A 22,260-nucleotide genomic window follows, 5' to 3' on the forward strand; every position below is an offset into this window, starting at 1 on the left:
TAATACTAAAAACGAGTCAAATGTCAACAAAAATTAACGGTATTTAATTGAATTTAATATAAAGTTAATAATTAATTGCGCTCGGGTGCTCATATATATTATTATGAGATAAGTAAAAATTCAGATGTTATGGAGTATGTTCATGTTTTGGCTTGTGGCTTTGGCTTTGCTTTTATTATCGGCAAGAATTGCTCGTGTATATAGAGAGAATATCCTTGATTCAATTACGGTATCTTTTGCAGGACTTCTGATGGTCCTATATCTGCTGGCGTTTTTTAACGGACTTAAGGCTGTTGGTGCAGTCTCGGTTCTGGTTGTGGTTTATGTCTTTGTTCGGATGGTTATGGATGCCCGGGCAGACAAGAGCTCTTTTGCAAAAGAGATAGCAGAGTATGGCAGGATACTGGCTGACCCCGGGGTGATACTGGCGGTGGTCTGTTCGACTGCGGTCGGAGTGCTTACAAGGCAGCAGGTCTTCACCTGGTGGGACGATATCAATTTCTGGTCATCGGATGCCAAGCAGATTTTTTTCCTTGATGGATTTTCGGGCAAGTACGGAAACGTATCCCCGGAGTTTGGTGACTATCCTCCGATCACATCACTTGCCAAGTGGCTGTTTCTTCAGATCAGCTCGGGAGAGTACAACGAGAGCCTCCAGTTCCTCGGATACTTTGTGCTGTGTCTGATATTTCTTTTCCCCATGCTGGCAAAGGTCATGGCGGCCATAAGAGCTTATGATATGAACAGATGGTGCAAGACGGCCCTAATGGTACTGGCATTTGTTTGCACTGCATTGTTTCCCGGAGTGTTCAACGGTATTATCTACTACGGAACACCTGCCGATATCACAATGGCTATTGTATACGGGGCTTTGCTTCTGGCTATATATGACAGCTACGGGCATGAGAAGGCTTTTTATTATGCCAGGATAGGGTTGTATACCGCGGTACTTCTTTTGACAAAATCTGTGGGATTTGAGTGGGCGTTGTTTGCGCTTGTCTTCTATATAGTGGTGGCAAACAGAGAGAAGCTTATATGGCTGCCGGTTCTTTTTGCCGGAGCATCTTATGGAAGCTGGCTGTTGTTCTGCTTTGTAAACAGGCGAGTTGCCAAGCTCACGGGAGCAGGAATCAGAATGGCTACTTCGGGAACGTATTCGGCACCCGATAATACTATTGATAAGATGAGATATTTTGCCGAAGGCTTCATGTTCCAGCCCATGCATTCGGATCATAACCTGACTGTGGATCTGTCCACCGGGGCTGCTGTGCTTCTGATATTCGGTGCAATGACAGGAATGTATTTCCTGTGCGTTCTGGGGAAGAGTGAATTTAAGAAGATGGCTCTTTTCTCCCTTATTACAGGGGTGCTTGCCTATGCGATAGTGTTCATGGCACACATATCACTGTTCCAGACGGAGGACCAGTATCTGGATGCCTATGCAATGGGAATATCAATTGCCAGGTACTGCGCACCGTTTACGCTGGGAAGTATGTATCTTCTTATAGGAATAGGATTTAACAGACTGAGAGCAACTAATGTGAAGAGACGGATGCTGATATTCGGAAGTGTTTGTGCGCTGGTTGTGCTTCTGAGTGCGGATTACAGCGGAGTTTACAAATATCTTCGCGGGTACAGGGATCAGCTTGCCGAGAATAAGGCTTATGTTTCCGATATGGTAGGTGAGGACGGAAAAGAGCTTGTCCTGGCCGTTTCTGATAAAGCATATTGGGGCAAAAGAGTTCTTGTGCTCAGGGACGGACATGAGTATTACTGGGTACACAATACCTATATAAGTAAAGAGGCTTCACCGACGGCGCTGGTATACGATACTTTCCTTACTGAAGAAGATACGGCGGATACTATCAGGCAGAAGATGCTTGACAGTCACGCTTCTTACTTTTATGTTGAGGATAAAGACGGCGTGGCAAAAGAGCTTTTCTCCGATGTAATGACGGACGGGGAGTATGAGCCGGGAGTTGTATTAAAGATCGAAGGAGCAGGTAATTGATGGGAAGAGTGACACCCATTATAATTCCGGCGTATGAGCCGGATGATAAATTAATAGGACTTATGGATAATCTGGTATCAGCAGGTCTTTCGCCGATTGTTGTAGTAAATGACGGCTCAGAGACAGATACCTTCGGCAGGATATTTGATGCAGCGGCAGCAAGAGGAGCCGTTGTACTGAATCATGCTGTTAACATGGGAAAGGGAAGGGCGCTTAAGACGGCCTTTAACTATTGCCTTAATGAGTATCCCGATATGGCGGGTGTTATAACGGCGGATTCCGACGGACAGCATACTGCTTCCGATATTAAGAAATGTATGGATGCGCTTTTGCAGAATCCCGACAAGCTTGTGCTTGGTGTCAGGGATTTTGACGAGTCGGGAATTCCGGCAAGATCGGTCTTTGGCAATAAAACTACCAGCAGAGTTATGAAATTCCTCACCGGAATGAGCATCAGTGATACACAGACGGGGCTTAGAGGAATATCTGCAGAGTTTATGAAATATCTTTTGACGGAAAAGGGCGAGAGGTTTGAATTTGAGACCAATATGCTCCTGGCCACAAAAGAGCTGGGCATTGAAATATTGGAAGTGCCGATAAAGACGATTTATTTGGAAGAGAATAAGTCGAGTCATTTTAATCCTATTAAGGACTCAATCAGGATTTACGCGGTTTTCCTTAAATTTATGTTCTCATCGCTGTCATCAAGCGTGGTGGACATCGCGCTGTTCAGTGTGTTCTGTGCAGTGTTTAGAAACGTGCCGATCGCAATCGGGTATATTATGCTTTCGACGATACTGGCAAGAGTTATTTCGGCTACTTATAATTTCCTTATTAACTATAAGGTAGTTTTTAAAAGCGGAAGCAACAGTGCAAAGGCCGCGCTTAAATATATTCTGCTGGCTCTTTTTATCATGCTCTCAAGCGGAGCGCTGGTAAGCTTCTTCCATGGACTTATTCCTTCATCGCCTGAGTTTGTGGTTAAAATTCCTGTGGATTGTCTTCTGTTTCTGGTGAGCTTTTTTGTCCAGAGAGAAATAGTCTACAAATAACAATAAAAATGTGTTGACGCGGAGAAATGTCTATGTTATATTAGACAAGCGACAAGAGATTTATGTCTTTTTTTTATGCGCAAAATTAGACAATTACTAAACGCGCGGAGGTGAAATAATGCGTACAAGAATTACATTAGCATGCACAGATTGCAAGAATCGTAACTATGACACAACCAAGGATAAGAAGACACATCCTGATCGTGTTGAAATGAAGAAGTATTGCCCTTTCTGCAAGAAGCATACTTTACATAAGGAAACAAAGTAATTTCATCCTTAAGTAGGAGGGAGACTACGGATATGGAACAGTCCAAGATCGGTGCTTTTTTTAAAGGTGTAAAGGCAGAGTTTGCAAGGATCATATGGCCTACAAGGGATGACGTTATTAAGCAGACAACAGCTGTAGTTGTTGTTTCTGTCATTGCTTGCGCTCTTATTGCTTTGCTTGATTATGCTTTTGAATATGGAATGAATTTTATTACATCCGTTTTCTAATCAAAAGGAGATAATATGTCAGAAGAAATGGAAAAGAGCCTCGAGCTGGTAGCTGAGGATTCTACCGAGGTAGTATCTGATGAGGTATTATCAGATGCTGAGACTTCTGCAGAACAGGCAACAGATGCAGAAGGTGCAACTGAGAACGAGAATGCTCACTGGTACGTTGTTCATACATATTCCGGATATGAGAACAAGGTTAAGGCTAACCTTGAGAAGACCATAGAGAACAGACATCTTCAGAGTCAGATCCTTGAGGTAAGAGTACCTCTTCAGGATGTTGTAGAGGTTAAGAACGGTGCTCGCAAGAACGTTCAGAGAAAGATGTTCCCTGGTTATGTTCTTGTAAACATGGATATGAATGACGAGACATGGTATGTTGTCCGCAACACCCGTGGCGTAACTGGTTTCGTAGGACCGGGATCCAAGCCGGTACCGCTTACAGATGCTGAGATCAAGAATCTTGGTATCAACACCAAGAATACTATTGCAGTTGACTTCGGTGTGGGCGATGAGATCGCAGTTATTGCCGGTGTTTGGAAGGATACAGCCGGTGTTGTACAGAGAATGGATTTCGGTAAGCAGACAGCTACAATCAATGTTGATCTGTTTGGTCGTGAGACACCTGTAGAGATCAGCTTTGCAGAAGTTAGAAAGATCGATTCATAAGTTTTGGTATTTGGGCGCTCTGCGCTTGAATATATAGCAGCTTAGGCTGCACGTAACCGCTGAGTGGGAGCAACACTCAAAATGCGTATTTTGCATTTTGTTAGTGGCGCCCCTGCGATAGGACTCGGCTGAGGTCTTTTCGAAGCCGCAAGTCCGAACCGCTGGGAGCAATACTAATGTTGAGGAGATTGCGCCGACCACATATTTTCAGGAGGTGCCAGAATGGCAAAGAAAGTCGAAGGATATATTAAGTTACAGATCCAGGCTGGTAAAGCAACACCAGCACCACCAGTTGGACCAGCTCTTGGTCAGCATGGTGTAAACATCGTTGAATTCACAAAGCAGTTCAACGCACAGACAGCAGATAAGGGTGACGTTATCATCCCTGTTGTTATCACAGTTTATGCAGACAGAAGTTTCACATTCATCACAAAGACTCCACCTGCAGCAGTTCTTCTTAAGAAGGCAGCTAAGATCCAGAAGGGATCAGGAGTTCCTAACAAGACAAAGGTTGCAACAGTTTCTAAGGAAGACGTTAGAAAGATTGCAGAGACCAAGATGCCTGACCTTAATGCAGTTGACATTGAGGGTGCTATGAGCATGATCGCTGGAACAGCTCGTAGCATGGGAATCGTAGTAGAAGACTGATGGAGGATGAGAGATGAAACACGGAAAGAAATACGTAGAAGCTGCTAAGCTTGTTGACAAGACTCAGCAGTATGAAGCTGCAGAAGCTATCTCTCTTGTTAAGAAGACAGCTACTGCAAAGTTTGATGAGACAGTAGAAGCTCACATCAGAACAGGTTGTGATTCACGTCACGCTGATCAGCAGATCAGAGGAGCTGTAGTACTTCCTAACGGAACAGGTAAGGAAGTTAAGGTTCTTGTTTTCGCTAAGGGAACAAAGCTTGACGAGGCACAGGCAGCTGGTGCAGACCACGTTGGTGGCGAGGAGCTTATTCCTAAGATCCAGAACGAAGGATGGCTTGATTTCGACGTTGTAGTTGCAACACCTGATATGATGGGCGTTGTAGGACGTCTTGGTAAGGTACTTGGACCTAAGGGTCTTATGCCTAACCCTAAGGCTGGAACAGTTACAATGGACGTAGCTAAGGCTATCGCTGATATCAAGGCTGGTAAGATCGAGTACAGACTTGACAAGGCTAACATCATCCACGTTCCTGTAGGAAAGGCATCTTTCACAGAGGAGCAGCTTGAGCAGAACTTCAACGCTCTTATGGATGCTATCACAAAAGCTAGACCTTCATCTGTTAAGGGTCAGTACCTCAAGAGCATTACTCTTGCAACAACAATGGGCCCTGGCGTAAAGGTTGTATCTAACAGATATTAATTCTTGCGCAAGCATAATACTTGTGAAATGGCGGACTACCGATTCGGTGGTCCGCTTTTTTGTGCTTCCTTTCTTTGAATGCACAATATGTTGTGGTATAATGTGTGCATGAGAAGAAAAGGTTTTTATGATCAGGACAGTTGGACTGATAAGATAAATATAAGAGACTTTCTATCGAAGCCACAGACAGTGGCTTTCTTAATGACTTTTTCTATAATTCTGGTAATTGGTATCCCGGCGTTACTCATCATAGGAAACTATAAGAATTCAAATGACAAGTATCAAAACGGTCTTTTTGCAAATAAATGGGAGGCTATCCCTGAGGCCGGAAGAGCAGTGAATGTTGCTGTTACCGACGAGGAATCTGCCAAGAGAGCTGCCATCATATATGAGGGAGATGAAGATTATACACATGTGATTGGAACGGCGGATCCGGATATGGTCACCATCGGTTTTGCCGGGGATATTCTCTTTGACCATAACTATGCGGTGGGAGATGCTTTCAGAAGAGCCGGAAATACTGCAGAAGGAGTGGTTGGACAGAGCCTTCTTGAGAAGATGAGGGGAGTTGACATAATGATGATCAACAATGAGTTCCCTTATTCAAACGGCGGATCGCCCACAGAGGGTAAGACCTATACCTTCAGGGCTGCACCTGAGACGGTATCAATCCTTGGAACAATGGGAGTTGATATAGTGGGCCTTGCCAATAATCATGCATATGACTACGGGCAGCAGGCGTTTCTTGATACGATGGATATCTTATCAAATGCGGGAATTGTGTATTCGGGAGCCGGTAAGAACATAGAAGAGGCATCTCATCCGGTCTACTATATAACAAGCAATGGAATGAAGATTGCCATTATAACAGCAACTCAGATAGAGAGAAACGACACACCTGATACCAGGCCTGCAACAGAGGATTCTCCCGGAGTTTTCAGGTGCATGAACGATGCTCTTTTGCTTGAGAAGATACGCGAGGCCAGAGAGAAGAATGCATACGTTATTGTATTTATACACTGGGGCACGGAGAGTACTACAGAGATAGATTATTTACAGAGAGATCAGGCAAAAGAGATAGCGGATGCCGGAGCTAATCTTATAATCGGTTCGCATCCTCATGTCCTTCAGAAGATTGATTATGTTGATGGAGTGCCTGTTGTTTACAGCATGGGTAACTACATATTCAATTCCAAGACGCTGGATTCATGTATGATAGTTACAACTCTGCATACAGACGGAGCTGTCAACCTGCAGTTTGTTCCTGCGCTTCAGAGTGGATGCACGGTTACTGAGGCGACCGGTGCGGAACATGACAGGATCATCAATGAAATGGCAGCCATGTCACCCGGTATACATATTGATTACAACGGATATATCAGTCCCAAATAAATACGATAAAATGCTTGACAATAATATTCTTTTATGATATTTTATTCAAGGTCGTCAAAAAGACGCCATGCCGAAGACAGCAGGTGTTCCTGATGAAATGTAGACGGAACGTAAAGTGTAAGCGCCTGCCGAGGAAAAGTTTAAATCAGACTTTTTGCCTCTCGATGTCTTCGAGAGGTTTTTTTTCGGCGGTAAATTCTATAAGGAGGTAAAAAAATGGCAAAGGTTGAATTGAAGCAGCCTGTAGTTAATGAGATCTCTGAGAAGATCAAAGACGCTCAGGCAGTCGTACTTGTAGATCACCGCGGACTTACTGTTGCGCAGGACACAGAGCTTCGTAAGAAGCTTCGTGAAGAAGGCGTAACATACAAGGTGTACAAGAACACAATGATGAACTTCGCTTTCCAGGGAACTGATTTCGAGCAGCTCAAGGATCTTCTTAACGGACCTTCAGCAATGGCTGTATCAGAGTCAGATCCTGCAGCACCTGCTCGTGTACTCTATGAGTTTGCTAAGAAGGCAAAGGCTCTTGAGATTAAGGGTGGTGTAATTGAAGGTAAGTTCTACGATGCAGCTGCTATGTCAGAAATCGCATCTATCCCTTCAAAGGAAGTTCTTCTTTCAAGATTGCTTGGTTCTATGCAGTCACCTATCGCAAACTTCGCTCGCGTTATCAATCAGATCGCAGAGAAAGGTGGCGAGGCAGCACCTGCAGAGGAAGCAGCACCTGCACCTGCTGAAGAGACAGCAGAGGCACCTGCAGCAGAGGCTCCAGCAGCTGAAGCAGCAGCACCTGCAGCAGAGTAATCTACTCGTTGCAGTAAACTGAATTTATTAATTGAAAATTACAAATTATATGGAGGAAAATATAATGGCAAAGTTAACAACAGCAGAATTTATCGATGCTATCAAAGAGCTTACAGTTCTCGAGCTTAACGATCTTGTAAAGGCTTGCGAGGAAGAGTTTGGCGTATCTGCAGCAGCAGGCGTTGTAGTTGCAGCAGCAGGAGCTGGCGCAGCAGCAGCTGGTGAGGAGAAGACAGAGTTCAACGTAGAGCTTACAGAGGTTGGTCCTAACAAGGTTAAGGTTATCAAGGTTGTTCGTGAGCTTACAGGTCTTGGACTTAAGGAAGCAAAGGATCTCGTTGATGGAGCTCCTAAGATGGTTAAGGAGAACGCTTCAAAGGCAGAGGCTGATGATATCAAGGCTAAGCTTGAGGCTGAGGGTGCAAAGGTTACTCTTAAGTAATTTAACCAACTCGATTATTCTTATTAGGGACGGATATTTATCCGTCCCTATTTTTTTAGGGAGGAAATATGAACATCAGTAGTATTATTGCACTTATTTTTCTTTTGATACTTGCAGTAATTCCGGCTGTAATTGCAAGCAAGAAATATTACAGCGGAGTTGGATTTTATATTTATGGCGTTTTGGGATTTTTGCCTGCGCTTATTCATGTATTATGCCTGCCGGATCGCTCAAAGGGTGATCTGAGAAAGGCTTCAGCAGGATCAATAGTTTGGGGAGCCCTCGCGGGAATTTTCACTATGTATAAAGTTCTTATTGATTTTGTGGAGATGCTCAGTGATATTGAAATCTTTGGAATAAAGGGGATCGGAGCTTTCTGGATTATAGATACACTTGTTTCGGTTGCACTCGGTATATGGCTTTTAGTCTGCGTTTTTAAATGTGACAGGGATAAAGGAATAATGATGAACTTTATTGCTTCTGCAGTCGTTTCTTTGATTGCCCCTATCATTTCAATTATTATCTATTCAATCGGTGTCGCAAGTTCAGAAAAGATTTCACTTCCTTTTGGACAGGTTCTAATGAGAGAAATAACGGTCTCATGGACAGCTTTGGCTCAGGGAGCGGTTCTTTGCGCAGCCTTTTTGGTATTTGCACTTTTTATATACAGAATGAATGCCGGAAAATCAATTTATCCTAAGGCGCTTTATTGCCTGGTTCCGGGAATTGTTGTCGCTGTGATGTCTTCGGTTTTACTTGCGTCTACTATCAGTTATGCCGGTATGACAGCACTTGCAGATAATTCACTGAACTTTTTCCGCTTCTTCTTTGTTGGTGCATACCTGTGGGCTGTCAGCAACATGCCTTCGAATCCTGTGGTTGCGGAAAATGTTGAAATGGAAGTGCAGCAATAATGATTATTCAAAAGACATTCGGACTATCCGGATGTCTTTTTCTATTATAAAAAAGTTCTTGACATCAGTTTCTGCTGGACGTATAATGGACAATGCACTATTGTGGTGAAGTGGGTCTTTTTGCGCATTTTTTTAATGCGCCTATTAAAGTGCCTCATTTAATCACTTAAAATATTAAAGAACGGGGTGAATGTCAATGGAAAAAAACAGATTACATCCTACCGGCTCTGGTAAAAACTTACGAATGAGTTTCCAGCGCCAGAAGGAAGTCCTGGAGATGCCTAACCTGATTGAGGTTCAGAAGAATTCTTATCAGTGGTTCCTCGACGAAGGCTTAAAGGAAGTCTTCGACGATATTTCTCCAATTGAGGACTACAGTGGGAAGCTCAGTCTGGAATTTGTCGATTTCAAGCTTTGCGAGGATGAGATCGATAAGAACAAGAACACTATCGAGAAGTGTAAAGAGCGAGACGCTACATTCGCAGCTCCATTGAAGGTTAAAGTTCGTCTTCATAATAAGGAGAAGGACGAGATCACAGAGCATGAGATTTTCATGGGTGACCTTCCTCTCATGACAGCTACCGGAACTTTCGTTATCAACGGTGCTGAGCGTGTTATTGTCAGCCAGCTCGTACGTTCACCCGGTATCTATTATGATATTACATATGATAAGATCGGTAAGGAACTCATGGCTTGCACAGTTATTCCCAACAGAGGTGCATGGCTTGAGTATGAGACCGATCCTAACGACGTATTCTATGCAAGAGTTGATAGAACAAGAAAGGTTCCTGTAACCGTTCTTATCAGAGCACTTGGAATCGGAACAAACGAGGAGATTCTTGAACTCTTTGGCGATGAGCCCAAGATCCAGGGAAGTTTCTCTAAGGATTCTTCTACCGATTACCAGAGTGGTCTTCTTGAGCTGTACAGAAAAATCCGTCCCGGCGAGCCTCTTTCCGTAGAGAGCGCTGAGAGCCTTATCACAGCAATGTTCTTCGATCCCAGAAGATATGACCTTGCTAAGGTAGGAAGATACAAATTCAATAAGAAGCTTCATTTCAAGAACCGTATCAACGGACATGTTCTCGCTGAGGATGTTGTTGATGAGACAACAGGTGAGATGATCGCTGCTGCAGGTACCAAGGTTGACCGTGCACTTGCTACAGAGATCCAGGATGCGGCTATTCCTTATGTAATTCTTCAGGAAGAGGAGAGAAACGTTAAGGTTCTTTCCAATATGATGGTAGATATCACACACTTCATCGAGTGTGATCCTGAGCAGCTTGGAATTACTGAGAACGTTTACTATCCTGTTCTTAAGGAAATTCTTGAGGAGTACACAGTTAAGAACGATCCTGAGGGTCTTGCTGAGACAATCAGAAAGCGTGTACACGAGCTTATTCCTAAGCATATTACCAAGGAAGATATCATTGCTTCCATTAACTACAATATCCATCTTGAGTATGGTATCGGTAACGATGATGATATCGACCATCTGGGCAATAGACGTATCCGTTGCGTAGGTGAACTTTTACAGAATCAGTATCGTATCGGTCTTTCAAGACTTGAGAGAGTTGTTCGTGAGAGAATGACAACACATGACACTGAGGAGATTTCACCTCAGACTCTTATCAACATCAAGCCTGTACAGGCTGCTGTAAAAGAGTTCTTTGGTTCATCACAGCTGTCTCAGTTCATGGATCAGAATAACCCTCTTGGTGAGCTTACTCACAAGAGACGTCTTTCAGCTTTGGGACCCGGTGGTCTTTCAAGAGACAGAGCCGGATTCGAGGTTCGAGACGTTCACTATACACACTATGGACGTATGTGCCCTATCGAGACACCTGAAGGTCCTAACATCGGTCTTATTAACTCACTGGCAAGCTATGCAAGAGTTAATGACTACGGATTTGTTGAGGCTCCTTATCGTAAGGTAGACAGAACAGATCCTGAGAATCCTCGTGTTACAGATGAGGTTGAGTACCTTACTGCAGACGAAGAGGATAACTACCATGTAGCTCAGGCTAATACTCCTCTTGATGAGGAAGGCCACTTCAAGAAGAAAACTGTATCAGGAAGATACAAGGATGAGACTTCCGAGTATCCTAAGACAATGTTTGAGTACATGGACGTATCTCCTCGTATGGTATTCTCAGTTGCTACAGCACTTATCCCGTTCCTTGAGAACGACGATGCTAACCGTGCGCTGATGGGATCAAACATGCAGCGTCAGGCGGTACCTCTTTTAACAACAGAGGCTCCTGCGGTTGGAACAGGTATGGAGAGAAAGGCAGCAGTTGACTCAGGCGTTTGCGTTGTTGCAAGAAAGGCCGGAACTGTTGATTTCGTAGACAGTAAGCTCATCCAGATGACTTACGATGACGGTGAGAAGGAAGAGTTCCACCTCATTAAGTTCCAGAGATCAAACCAGAGTAACTGCTACAACCAGAGACCTATCGTGTTCAAGGGCGACCATGTTGAGGCAGGTCAGGTTATCGCTGATGGTCCTTCAACATCACAGGGAGAACTCGGTCTTGGTAAGAACCCTCTCATCGGATTCATGACATGGGAAGGTTACAACTACGAGGACGCTGTTCTTCTTTCAGAGAGACTTGTAAGAGACGATGTATTTACATCTGTACATATTGAAGAGTACGAGGCAGAAGCCCGTGAGACCAAGCTCGGACCGGAAGAGATCACACGTGATGTACCCGGTGTCGGTGATGATGCTCTCAAGGATCTGGATGATCGCGGTATCATCCGTATCGGTGCTGAGGTTCGTGCCGGTGATATCCTTGTTGGTAAGGTAACTCCTAAGGGAGAGACAGAGCTCACTGCTGAAGAGAGACTTCTTCGTGCGATCTTCGGTGAGAAGGCAAGAGAAGTAAGGGATACATCCCTTAAGGTTCCTCACGGTGAGTACGGTATCGTAGTTGATGCCAAGGTATTCACAAGAGAGAACGGCGATGAGCTTTCACCCGGTGTAAACCAGGCAGTCAGAATCTATATCGCACAGAAGAGAAAGATTTCTGTAGGTGATAAGATGGCCGGTCGTCACGGTAATAAGGGTGTCGTTTCAAGAGTACTTCCTATAGAGGATATGCCATATCTTCCTAACGGCAGACCTCTTGATATCGTACTTAATCCTCTGGGCGTTCCTTCCCGTATGAATATCGGACAGGTCCTGGAGATTCACCTTTCACTTGCTGCCAAGGCACTTGGATTTAACATTGCAACACCAATCTTTGATGGTGCAAACGAGATAGATATTCAGGATACTCTTGAGCTTGCTAACGATTACGTTAACAGCACATGGGAAGAGTTCGAAGCTAAGTACAAAGATCTTGTAGATCCTGAGATCATGCAGTATCTGTCAGATAACAGAGATCACAGAGAGCTTTGGAAGGGCGTTCCGATCCAGTCAGATGGTAAGGTACAGCTTCGTGACGGTAGAACCGGACAGAAGTTTGACAGCCCTACAACAATCGGACACATGCATTACCTTAAGCTCCACCACCTCGTTGACGATAAGATCCATGCTCGTTCAACAGGTCCTTACTCTCTTGTTACACAGCAGCCTCTGGGTGGTAAAGCTCAGTTCGGTGGACAGCGTTTCGGAGAGATGGAAGTTTGGGCACTTGAGGCTTACGGTGCAGCTTATACACTTCAGGAAATCCTTACAGTTAAGTCTGACGATGTTATCGGTCGTGTTAAGACTTATGAAGCAATCATCAAGGGAGACAACATCCCTGAGCCAGGCGTACCTGAGTCATTCAAGGTTCTTTTGAAAGAGCTTCAGTCACTTGGTCTGGATATCAAGGTTCTTCGTGAGGACAACACTGAGGTAGAGATTATGGAGAGCGTTGATTACACAGATTCTGATTATCGCTATGAGATTGAAGGTGATACATCAGGACGTGATTACAAGCAGGAGTCATTTGAAGCTAACGGATTTACTAAGCAGAGTTTCAACGATGAAGGCGAACTCGAGGACGAGCAGGTAGATGAATTTGAGTCTGATGAGTCATTTGAGGACGCTGAAGAGTCTTTTGACGAATAATGATTAACCGGTAATTAACGACTACTTACAGAAAAGAGGTTAACGAATGTCTGATTCAACTATGAATAAAGCAATAAATGAAGCTTCAAGTGGCAGATCAACTCAGCAGCAGACTTATCAGCCTATGACTTTCGATTCAATCAAGATCGGCCTTGCATCTCCTGAAAAGATCAGGAGCTGGGCCCACAAGGTTGATGAAGAGAACAGAGGTGAGGTAACAAAGCCTGAGACCATCAACTACAGAACATTAAAGCCTGAGAAGGACGGTCTGTTCTGTGAGAGAATCTTTGGACCAACCAAGGATTGGGAGTGCCACTGCGGTAAGTATAAAAAGATTAGATATAAGGGCGTTGTCTGCGACAGATGTGGTGTTGAGATCACAAAGAGCAGCGTACGTCGTGAGAGAATGGGATACATCGAGCTTGCAGCTCCTGTATCACACATTTGGTACTTCAAGGGAATTCCCAGCAGAATGGGTCTTATCCTTGATCTTTCACCCCGTGTACTTGAGAAGGTTCTTTACTTCGCTTCCTATATAGTACTTGATCCCGGTGATACAACACTGGAATACAAGCAGGTTCTCTCAGAGAAAGAGTTCCAGGATGCAAGAGAAGAGTTCGGCAGCAAGTTCCGTGCAGGAATGGGTGCTGAGTCTATCAAGGAACTTCTCCAGGCTATCGACCTTGAGGCTGAGTACAAAGAGCTCAAGGAAGGCCTTGACACATCAAGCGGACAGAAGAGAGCAAGAATCATCAAGAGACTGGAGGTTGTTGAAGCTTTCAGAGAGTCAGGCAATGATCCTGCATGGATGATCATGGATTGCATCCCTGTAATTCCACCTGATCTTCGTCCTATGGTACAGCTTGATGGTGGACGTTTTGCAACATCAGATCTTAACGATCTTTACAGAAGAATCATCAACAGAAACAACCGACTTAAGAGACTTCTTGATCTCGGTGCACCTGATATCATCGTTCGTAACGAGAAGAGAATGCTTCAGGAAGCTGTTGATGCACTTATCGATAACGGCAGAAGAGGAAGACCTGTTACCGGACCCGGAAACAGAGCTCTTAAGTCTCTTTCAGATATGCTCAAAGGTAAGAGCGGACGTTTCCGTCAGAACCTTCTTGGTAAGCGTGTTGACTATTCAGGACGTTCCGTTATCGTTGTAGGACCTGAACTTAAGATTTATCAGTGTGGACTTCCTAAGGAAATGGCTATCGAGCTGTTCAAGCCTTTCGTTATGAAGGAGCTTGTATCCAGAGGAATTTCACAGAATATCAAGAATGCCAAGAAGCTTGTAGAGCGTCTTGATGAGCAGGTTTGGGACGTTCTTGAGGACGTTATCAAAGAGCATCCTGTTATGCTTAACCGTGCTCCCACACTTCACAGACTTGGTATTCAGGCATTTGAGCCAATTCTTGTAGAAGGTAAGGCTATTAAGCTTCATCCTCTTGCATGTACACCTTTCAACGCCGACTTCGACGGTGACCAGATGGCTGTTCACCTTCCATTGTCAGTTGAGGCTCAGGCTGAGTGCAGATTCCTTATGCTCTCACCTAACAACTTACTTAAGCCTTCAGACGGTGGCCCTGTTAACGTACCTACACAGGATATGGTACTTGGTATTTACTACCTTACACAGGAGAGACCCGGAGCTCTTGGCGAGGGTAAGTGCTTCAAGAGTGTTGACGAAGCAATCCTTGCTTATGAGAACGGATATATCACACTTCAGACTAAGATCAAGATCAGAATGGAGAAGGTTAACGCCGATGGCGAGACTATTTCCGGTCTTGTAGAGTCTACACTTGGAAGATTCCTGTTCAATGAGATCATTCCTCAGGATCTTGGTTATGTAGACAGAAGTATACCTGAGAATTACTTAAAGCTTGAAGTTGACTTCATGGTAGGTAAGAAGCAGCTTAAGCAGATCGTTACCAAGATGATCAATACTCACGGAACATTTGCTACCGCTGAGGTTCTTGATAACATCAAGGCTACAGGTTACCACTACTCAACACGTGCTGCCATGACAGTTTCTATCGCTGATATGACAGTGCCTGAGCAGAAGCAGCAGCTTCTTGATGAAGCACAGGCTACAGTTGATGCTATCGCAGCTAACTACCGCAGAGGTCTTATTACAGACGAGGAGCGTTACAGCGAGGTTGTTAATACCTGGATGGATACAGATAAGAAGCTCACAGAAGAGCTGCTTGCCGGTCTTGATAAGTACAACAACATCTACATGATGGCTGACTCCGGTGCCCGTGGTAGTAACCAGCAGATCAAGCAGCTGGCAGGTATGCGTGGACTTATGGCTGATACAACAGGACGTACAATCGAACTTCCTATCAAGTCAAACTTCCGTGAAGGACTTGACGTTCTGGAGTACTTCATGTCAGCTCACGGTGCTCGTAAGGGACTTTCAGATACAGCTCTTCGTACAGCCGATTCAGGATACCTTACACGTCGAATGGTTGACGTATCACAGGAACTTATCATTCGTGAGGTTGATTGCTGCGCAGGCAAGGAAGTAATTCCCGGCATGACAGTTAAAGCCTTCGTTGATGGAAAAGAAACAATCGAGCCACTTGAGGACAGAATCACAGGAAGATATTCATGTGAGACCATCAAGGATAAAGATGGAAACGTAATCGTTAAGAAGAATCACATGATCACACCTTCCCGTGCTGCTAAGATCCTTTCAGTTGGTGTTAACAGTAAGGGCGGCCCGGTAGAGGCAGTTAAGATCAGAACAATCCTTACATGCCGTTCACATAACGGTATCTGTGCTAAGTGCTACGGCGCTAACATGGCAACAGGTGAGGCAGTTCAGGTCGGTGAGGCAGTTGGTATCATCGCTGCTCAGTCAATCGGTGAGCCCGGTACACAGCTTACAATGAGAACCTTCCATACCGGTGGTGTTGCCGGTGGTGATATCACACAGGGTCTTCCTCGTGTAGAGGAGCTTTTCGAGGCAAGAAAGCCTAAGGGACTTGCTATTATCTCAGAGCTTGACGGACACGTTGAAATCAGAGATACCAAGAAAAAGCGTGAGGTTGTCGTTACTAACGATGAGACCGGTGAGTCAAAAGCTTACCTCATTCCTTACGGATCACGTATCAAGGTTCTTGATGATACAAACATCGAGGCCGGTGATGAGCTTACAGAAGGTTCTGTAAACCCTCATGATCTTCTTAAGATCAAGGGAATCCGTGCAGTTCAGGATTACCTCCTCAGAGAAGTTCAGAGAGTATATCGTCTTCAGGGTGTTGATATCTGCGACAAGCACATCGAAGTTATTGTTCGTCAGATGCTCAAGAAGGTAAGAATTGATGAGAGCGGAGATACAGATTTCCTTCCCGGAACTCTTGTAGATGTTCTTGATTTCGAGGACAGCAACGAGGCTCTTATCTCAGAAGGCAAGAAGCCGGCTGAGGGCAAGCAGGTAATCCTTGGTATTACCAAGGCAGCTCTTGCAACCAACTCATTCCTGTCAGCTGCTTCCTTCCAGGAGACAACCAAGGTTCTTACAGATGCAGCTATCAAGGGTAAGGTTGATCCTCTTATTGGACTTAAAGAGAACGTTATCATCGGTAAGCTGATTCCTGCCGGAACCGGAATGAAGAGATACAGAAGTACAGCACTCAATACTGATGCAAACTTCAAGGATCCTGAGAAGCTCATTCTCAAGAAGAGAAGAAGAGACTTCGACGATGACAGCTTTGAGTCAGCCAAGATTCCTGATGGTATTGAGGAAATGGATGATTCCGATATCGAGGAGTAATCCGAGGTTGTCATAAAAATTTTAGTTGACAACAAAAATAAACAAATATATAATTCATAATTGCGTGTATTGACAAAGGGGTAATTATGCCCCTTTGTCTTATGCATATATCAAAATAGGAGGTAAGAAGAATGCCAACATTTAACCAGTTAGTTAGAAAGGGTCGTCAGACATCTGTTAAGAAGTCTACTGCTCCTGCTCTTCAGAAGGGCTTCAACTCTCTTCACAAGAAGGCAACAGCAACAGCTTCTCCTCAGAAGCGTGGTGTCTGCACAGCTGTTAAGACAGCTACACCTAAGAAGCCTAACTCTGCTCTGAGAAAAATCGCCAGAGTTCGTCTTTCTAACGGTATCGAGGTTACAAGCTACATTCCTGGTGAGGGACACAACCTTCAGGAGCACAGCGTTGTTCTCATCCGTGGTGGAAGAGTTAAGGATCTGCCTGGTACAAGGTATCACATCATCAGAGGTACTCTTGATACAGCAGGCGTAGCCGACAGAAAACAGGCTCGCTCTAAGTATGGCGCTAAGAGACCTAAGCAGAAATAAGAAACAAAAGAAACAATTGGATCTAATTTTTTGAGTGTTGGTGTTCTATTCTATATAAAAGTAGTAAGATACCGCACGTACACTAAATTAGTGAGTACCTATGAATTTAGGAATTCTAAAGGAGGGAAGAACCGTGCCGCGTAAAGGACATATTGTAAAACGTGACGTATTAGCGGATCCTTTATACGATAACAAGGTTGTAACCAAGCTTGTCAACACAGTTATGCTTGATGGCAAGAAGGGTGTTGCTCAGAAGATCGTATACGGAGCATTCGCACAGGTAGAGGAGAAGGCTGGAAAGCCTGCTCTTGAAGTATTCGAGGGAGCCATGAACAACATCATGCCCGCTCTCGAGGTTAAGGCTAGACGTATTGGTGGTGCTACATACCAGGTTCCTATCGAGGTTAGACCAGATAGACGTCAGGCTCTTGCGCTTCGTTGGCTTGTTAATTTCTCACGTGCTAGAGGCGAGAAGACTATGGTTGACAGACTCGCTTCAGAGATTATGGATGCATACAACAATACTGGTGCAGCTGTAAAGAGAAAAGAAGACATGCACAAGATGGCAGAAGCAAACAAGGCATTCTCACACTACAGATTCTAATCTTTATCTGAATGTGAGTTGACTATGGTTTAATATTTATAGGAGGAAATACCTTTGGCTGATAGACAATACCCATTGGAGAGAACCAGGAACATCGGTATCATGGCTCATATTGATGCTGGTAAGACCACTCTTACAGAGCGTATTCTTTACTATACCGGTGTTAACTATAAGATTGGTGAGACCTACGAAGGTACTGCTACCATGGACTGGATGGAACAGGAGCAGGAGCGTGGTATCACAATCACATCTGCAGCTACAACTTGCCATTGGACACTTCAGGAGAATGGTAAGGCTAAGCCAGGCGCTTTAGAGCATCGTATCAATATCATTGATACACCTGGTCACGTTGACTTCACTGTTGAGGTTGAGCGTTCACTTCGCGTACTTGATGGTGCAGTTGGTGTATTTAGTGCTAAGGAAGGCGTTGAGCCTCAGTCTGAGAACGTTTGGAGACAGGCTGACGGATTTAACGTTCCTCGTATGGCATTCATCAACAAGATGGATATCATCGGCGCTAACTATTTCGGAGCTGTTGAGCAGATCAGAAATAGACTTAAGAAAAACGCTATTATGATTGAGATCCCTATCGGAGCTGAGGATCAGTTCCAGGGAATCATCGATCTTTTCGAGATGCAGGCTTACATCTACAACGATGATAAGGGCGAGGATGTTACTATTGGTGAGATCCCTGCTGATCTCAAGGATGACGCTGAGCTTTATCACTCAGAGCTCGTTGAGAAGATCTGCGATCTTGATGAAGACCTTATGATGCAGTACCTTGAGGGTGAGGAGCCTTCAGTTGCTGATCTTAAGGCAGCACTTCGTAAGGCAACTTGCGAGTGTAAGGCTTTCCCTGTTTGCTGTGGTTCAGCTCACAGAAACAGAGGTATCCAGAAGCTTATTGATGCTGTTATCGAGTTCATGCCTTCACCTCTTGATATCCCTGCTTGTAAGGGAACAGATATGGACGGCAATGAGATCGAGGTTGAGTCAACAGATGATGGCCCATTCGCAGCTCTTGCATTCAAGATTGTCAGCGATCCTTTCGTAGGAAAGCTTGCATTCTTCCGTGTATACCGTGGAACAGCTAATTCAGGTTCTTACGTACTTAACAGTACTAAGGACAGCAAGGAGCGTCTTGGACGTATCCTTCAGATGCATGCTAACAAGAGATCAGACCTTGATAAGGTATATTCAGGTGATATCGCTGCTGCTGTTGGTCTTAAGAACACAGTGACAGGTGATACTCTCTGTGATGAGAAGAACCCTGTTATCCTTGAGTCAATGGAGTTCCCTGATCCCGTTATCGAGCTTGCTATCGAGCCTAAGACTAAGGCAGGTCAGCAGAAGCTTGATGAGGCTCTTATGAAGCTTGCTGAAGAGGATCCTACATTCAGAGCTCATACAAATCCTGAGACAGGTCAGACAATCATCGCTGGTATGGGTGAGCTTCACCTTGATATCATCGTTGACAGACTTCTTAGAGAATATAAGGTTGAGGCTAACGTTGGTGCACCTCAGGTTGCTTACAGAGAAGCACTTACAAAGCCTGTAGACGTTGAGTCTAAGTATGCTAAGCAGTCCGGTGGACGTGGTCAGTACGGACACTGTAAGGTTCGTTTCGAGCCTATGGATGCTAACGGCGACAACCTTTACCAGTTTGATAGCGAAGTTGTTGGTGGTGCTATTCCTAAGGAATTCATCCAGCCAATCAGCGAAGGTATCGAAGAGGCTATGAAGGCCGGAACACTTGGTGGATATCCTGTTGTTGGTGTACACGCTACAGTATACGACGGATCATACCACGAGGTAGACTCATCTGAGATGGCATTCCATATTGCAGGTTCTATGGCATTCAAGGATGCTATGCAGAAGGGTGCTCCAGTTCTTCTTGAGCCTATCATGAAGGTTGAGGTTACTATGCCTGAGGAGTACATGGGAGATGTTATCGGTGACGTTAACTCTCGTCGTGGACAGGTTGAAGGTATGGATGATCTTGGCGGCGGAAAGATCGTAAGAGCACATGTGCCTCTTGCTGAGATGTTCGGTTACGCTACAGACCTTCGTTCAAGAACTCAGGGACGTGGTAACTACTCAATGTTCTTTGAGAAGTATGCTCCGGTTCCTAAGAATGTTCAGGATAAAGTTCTTTCAAATAAGGGCAACTGATCATTAAATTAATAGAAAAGTCCCGTGAAATCATAGTTTACGCTTGATTTCACGGCAAACTTTTAATATAATCGATATAGTCGGTTAAATTATGTATGAAAATGTTTATTAACAACATTTCACCTTAAGGAGGATATTTAAAAATGGCAAAAGCTAAGTTTGACAGAAGTAAGCCACACGTAAACATCGGTACAATCGGACACGTTGACCATGGTAAGACAACTCTTACAGCAGCTATCACAACTGTTCTTGCAGACAGAGGATTTTCACCTGCTGTTGCATTTGATCAGATCGATAAGGCTCCAGAAGAGAAAGAGCGTGGAATCACAATTAACTCTGCTCACATCGAGTACGAGACAGCTAACAGACACTACGCTCACGTTGACTGCCCTGGCCACGCTGACTACGTTAAGAACATGATCACAGGTGCAGCTCAGATGGATGGTTCTATCCTCGTTGTTGCTGCTACTGACGGTGTTATGGCACAGACTAAGGAGCACGTTCTTCTTGCTCGTCAGGTTGGTGTTCCTTACATCATCGTATTCATGAATAAGTGCGATATGGTTGACGATCCTGAGCTTCTTGACCTCGTAGAGATGGAGATCAGAGACCTTCTTACAGAGTATGAGTTCCCTGGAGATGACACACCTATCATCCGTGGTTCAGCTCTTAAGGCTCTTGAGGATCCTAAGTCTGAGTGGGGCGACAAGGTTATGGAGCTTATGGATACAGTTGATTCATACATTCCTGAACCTACTCGTGAGACAGATAAGCCTTTCCTTATGCCTGTTGAGGACGTATTCACAATCACAGGTCGTGGAACAGTTGCTACAGGTAGAGTAGAGAGAGGTCACCTTAACCTCAACGACGAAATCGAAATCGTTGGTATTAAGGAAGAGACATCTAAGTCTGTATGTACTGGTATCGAGATGTTCAGAAAGACTATGGACTACTGCGAGGCTGGTGACAACGTAGGACTTCTTCTCCGTGGTGTAGACCGTGATGGTATCCAGAGAGGTCAGGTTGTAACAAAGCCTGGCACAGTAACATGCCACACAAAGTTCACTGCTGAGGTTTACGTTCTTACTAAGGACGAGGGTGGCCGTCATACACCTTTCTTCACAAACTACAGACCTCAGTTCTACTTCAGAACAACTGACGTTACAGGTGTCTGCAACCTCCCTGATGGTGTTGAGATGTGCATGCCTGGTGACCACGTAACAATGTCTATCGAGCTTATTCACCCTATCGCTATGGAGCAGGGTCTTAAGTTCGCTATCCGTGAGGGTGGACGTACAGTTGGATCAGGTAAGGTTGCTACAATCGTTGAGTAATTCTTATCAGATCGCATGATCACTGAATTTATAAAGAGCTTCAAGCCTTGTGCTTGGAGCTCTTTTTTCGTACAATAAAAGAACGTATTTGAGCAAAATTGGGGAGAGCACCAGATGTTAAGACTTGAGAAGATAAATGGAAAAAATGTTTGGGATATATTAAAACTATCTGTTAATGATGAACAGAGAGAATTTGTCGCCGCTAATGATGTAAGTATCATTGAGGCTTATACAACTATTGCTAATAATGGATACGCTTATCCTTTTGGCATCTATGACGAAGATACTCCGGTGGGATTCGTTATGATCGGATATGACAAAGACGACTATTGGGATGATGCGCCTGGGGTAGCCGATAATAACTATAATCTATGGCGCCTGATGATAGATAAGAGATATCAGCAAAAAGGCTATGGCAGAAAAGCGATAGAACTGGCTCTTGAGTTTATTAAGACATCTCCTTGTGGCAAGGCTGAGTACTGTTGGCTTTCATATGAGCCTGAGAATAAGGTGGCAAAAGAGCTTTATGAGTCTTTAGGATTTGCAGAGACCGGGGACATGGATGGAGAAGAATTAATTGCGGTGTTGAAATTATAATCTTATGGGATTTGATCTTGATATG

Annotated in this window: 18 protein-coding genes and 1 other annotated feature; all 18 genes read left to right on the top strand. The window is 44.4% G+C overall.

Features of this window, described 5'->3' with window-relative positions:
• Window positions 1-142 precede the first annotated feature (142 nt).
• The 18 genes from G590_RS0107795 to G590_RS0107880 all read left to right on the top strand — a co-directional run bounded on the left by G590_RS0107795 (window position 143) and on the right by G590_RS0107880 (window position 22,235).
• Complete coding sequence (locus G590_RS0107795) at window positions 143-2,011, top strand: hypothetical protein (RefSeq protein WP_022765110.1); 1,869 nt, start codon at window positions 143-145, stop codon at window positions 2,009-2,011.
• Window positions 2,011-3,063, top strand: coding sequence for a bifunctional glycosyltransferase family 2/GtrA family protein (locus G590_RS0107800; protein WP_035762851.1), 1,053 nt, complete (start codon window positions 2,011-2,013; stop codon window positions 3,061-3,063). The genes G590_RS0107795 and G590_RS0107800 overlap by 1 nt, the downstream gene beginning before the upstream one ends.
• Before the next feature lie 118 nt (window positions 3,064-3,181).
• On the top strand, window positions 3,182-3,331 hold the full coding sequence (gene rpmG, locus G590_RS0107805; RefSeq protein ID WP_013281689.1) for a 50S ribosomal protein L33: 150 nt from the start codon (window positions 3,182-3,184) through the stop codon (window positions 3,329-3,331).
• Window positions 3,332-3,363: 32 nt separating this feature from the next.
• Window positions 3,364-3,558, top strand: coding sequence for a preprotein translocase subunit SecE (gene secE / locus G590_RS0107810; protein ID WP_022765111.1), 195 nt, complete (start codon window positions 3,364-3,366; stop codon window positions 3,556-3,558).
• 15 nt (window positions 3,559-3,573) lie between these two features.
• On the top strand, window positions 3,574-4,227 hold the full coding sequence (nusG, locus tag G590_RS0107815) for a transcription termination/antitermination protein NusG (protein ID WP_022765112.1): 654 nt from the start codon (window positions 3,574-3,576) through the stop codon (window positions 4,225-4,227).
• 222 nt (window positions 4,228-4,449) lie between these two features.
• Window positions 4,450-4,875, top strand: a complete 426-nt coding sequence (gene rplK, locus G590_RS0107820; protein WP_022765113.1) for a 50S ribosomal protein L11 — start codon at window positions 4,450-4,452, stop codon at window positions 4,873-4,875.
• 13 nt (window positions 4,876-4,888) lie between these two features.
• Window positions 4,889-5,578 carry a 50S ribosomal protein L1 gene (rplA, locus tag G590_RS0107825; protein ID WP_022765114.1) on the top strand — a complete coding sequence of 230 codons (690 nt, stop codon included), beginning with the start codon at window positions 4,889-4,891 and terminating at the stop codon, window positions 5,576-5,578.
• A 201-nt stretch (window positions 5,579-5,779) separates the two neighbouring features.
• Complete coding sequence (locus tag G590_RS18790; RefSeq protein ID WP_196802474.1) at window positions 5,780-6,970, top strand: CapA family protein; 1,191 nt, start codon at window positions 5,780-5,782, stop codon at window positions 6,968-6,970.
• Window positions 6,971-7,022: 52 nt separating this feature from the next.
• Window positions 7,023-7,163 (top strand) — a sequence feature (ribosomal protein L10 leader region).
• 23 nt (window positions 7,164-7,186) lie between these two features.
• The gene (gene rplJ, locus G590_RS18795; RefSeq protein ID WP_022765116.1) at window positions 7,187-7,777 is read left to right on the top strand and encodes a 50S ribosomal protein L10; all 591 of its coding nucleotides are present in this window, start codon (window positions 7,187-7,189) and stop codon (window positions 7,775-7,777) included.
• Window positions 7,778-7,841: 64 nt separating this feature from the next.
• Entirely contained in the window at window positions 7,842-8,219 is a 378-nt protein-coding gene (gene rplL, locus G590_RS0107840; RefSeq protein ID WP_013281756.1) for a 50S ribosomal protein L7/L12, read from the top strand.
• A 68-nt stretch (window positions 8,220-8,287) separates the two neighbouring features.
• Window positions 8,288-9,133 carry a hypothetical protein gene (locus G590_RS0107845; RefSeq protein WP_022765117.1) on the top strand — a complete coding sequence of 282 codons (846 nt, stop codon included), beginning with the start codon at window positions 8,288-8,290 and terminating at the stop codon, window positions 9,131-9,133.
• A gap of 196 nt (window positions 9,134-9,329) precedes the next feature.
• Complete coding sequence (gene rpoB, locus G590_RS0107850) at window positions 9,330-13,193, top strand: DNA-directed RNA polymerase subunit beta (RefSeq protein WP_026494014.1); 3,864 nt, start codon at window positions 9,330-9,332, stop codon at window positions 13,191-13,193.
• A 61-nt stretch (window positions 13,194-13,254) separates the two neighbouring features.
• Window positions 13,255-16,980 (top strand): DNA-directed RNA polymerase subunit beta', encoded by a 3,726-nt coding sequence (rpoC, locus tag G590_RS0107855; protein WP_051142129.1) that lies wholly within the window; start codon window positions 13,255-13,257, stop codon window positions 16,978-16,980.
• A 131-nt stretch (window positions 16,981-17,111) separates the two neighbouring features.
• The gene (gene rpsL / locus G590_RS0107860) at window positions 17,112-17,528 is read left to right on the top strand and encodes a 30S ribosomal protein S12 (RefSeq protein WP_022765120.1); all 417 of its coding nucleotides are present in this window, start codon (window positions 17,112-17,114) and stop codon (window positions 17,526-17,528) included.
• A gap of 133 nt (window positions 17,529-17,661) precedes the next feature.
• Entirely contained in the window at window positions 17,662-18,132 is a 471-nt protein-coding gene (rpsG, locus tag G590_RS0107865; protein WP_013281752.1) for a 30S ribosomal protein S7, read from the top strand.
• Between the two features lie 54 nt (window positions 18,133-18,186).
• Window positions 18,187-20,304, top strand: a complete 2,118-nt coding sequence (gene fusA, locus G590_RS0107870) for an elongation factor G (protein ID WP_022765121.1) — start codon at window positions 18,187-18,189, stop codon at window positions 20,302-20,304.
• Window positions 20,305-20,447: 143 nt separating this feature from the next.
• Complete coding sequence (gene tuf / locus G590_RS0107875) at window positions 20,448-21,638, top strand: elongation factor Tu (protein WP_022765122.1); 1,191 nt, start codon at window positions 20,448-20,450, stop codon at window positions 21,636-21,638.
• A gap of 114 nt (window positions 21,639-21,752) precedes the next feature.
• Window positions 21,753-22,235, top strand: a complete 483-nt coding sequence (locus G590_RS0107880; RefSeq protein ID WP_022765123.1) for a GNAT family N-acetyltransferase — start codon at window positions 21,753-21,755, stop codon at window positions 22,233-22,235.
• Window positions 22,236-22,260: the final 25 nt, after the last annotated feature.

It is taken from the genome of Butyrivibrio sp. XPD2006, from assembly GCF_000420865.1.
Lineage (GTDB): Bacteria > Bacillota > Clostridia > Lachnospirales > Lachnospiraceae > Butyrivibrio.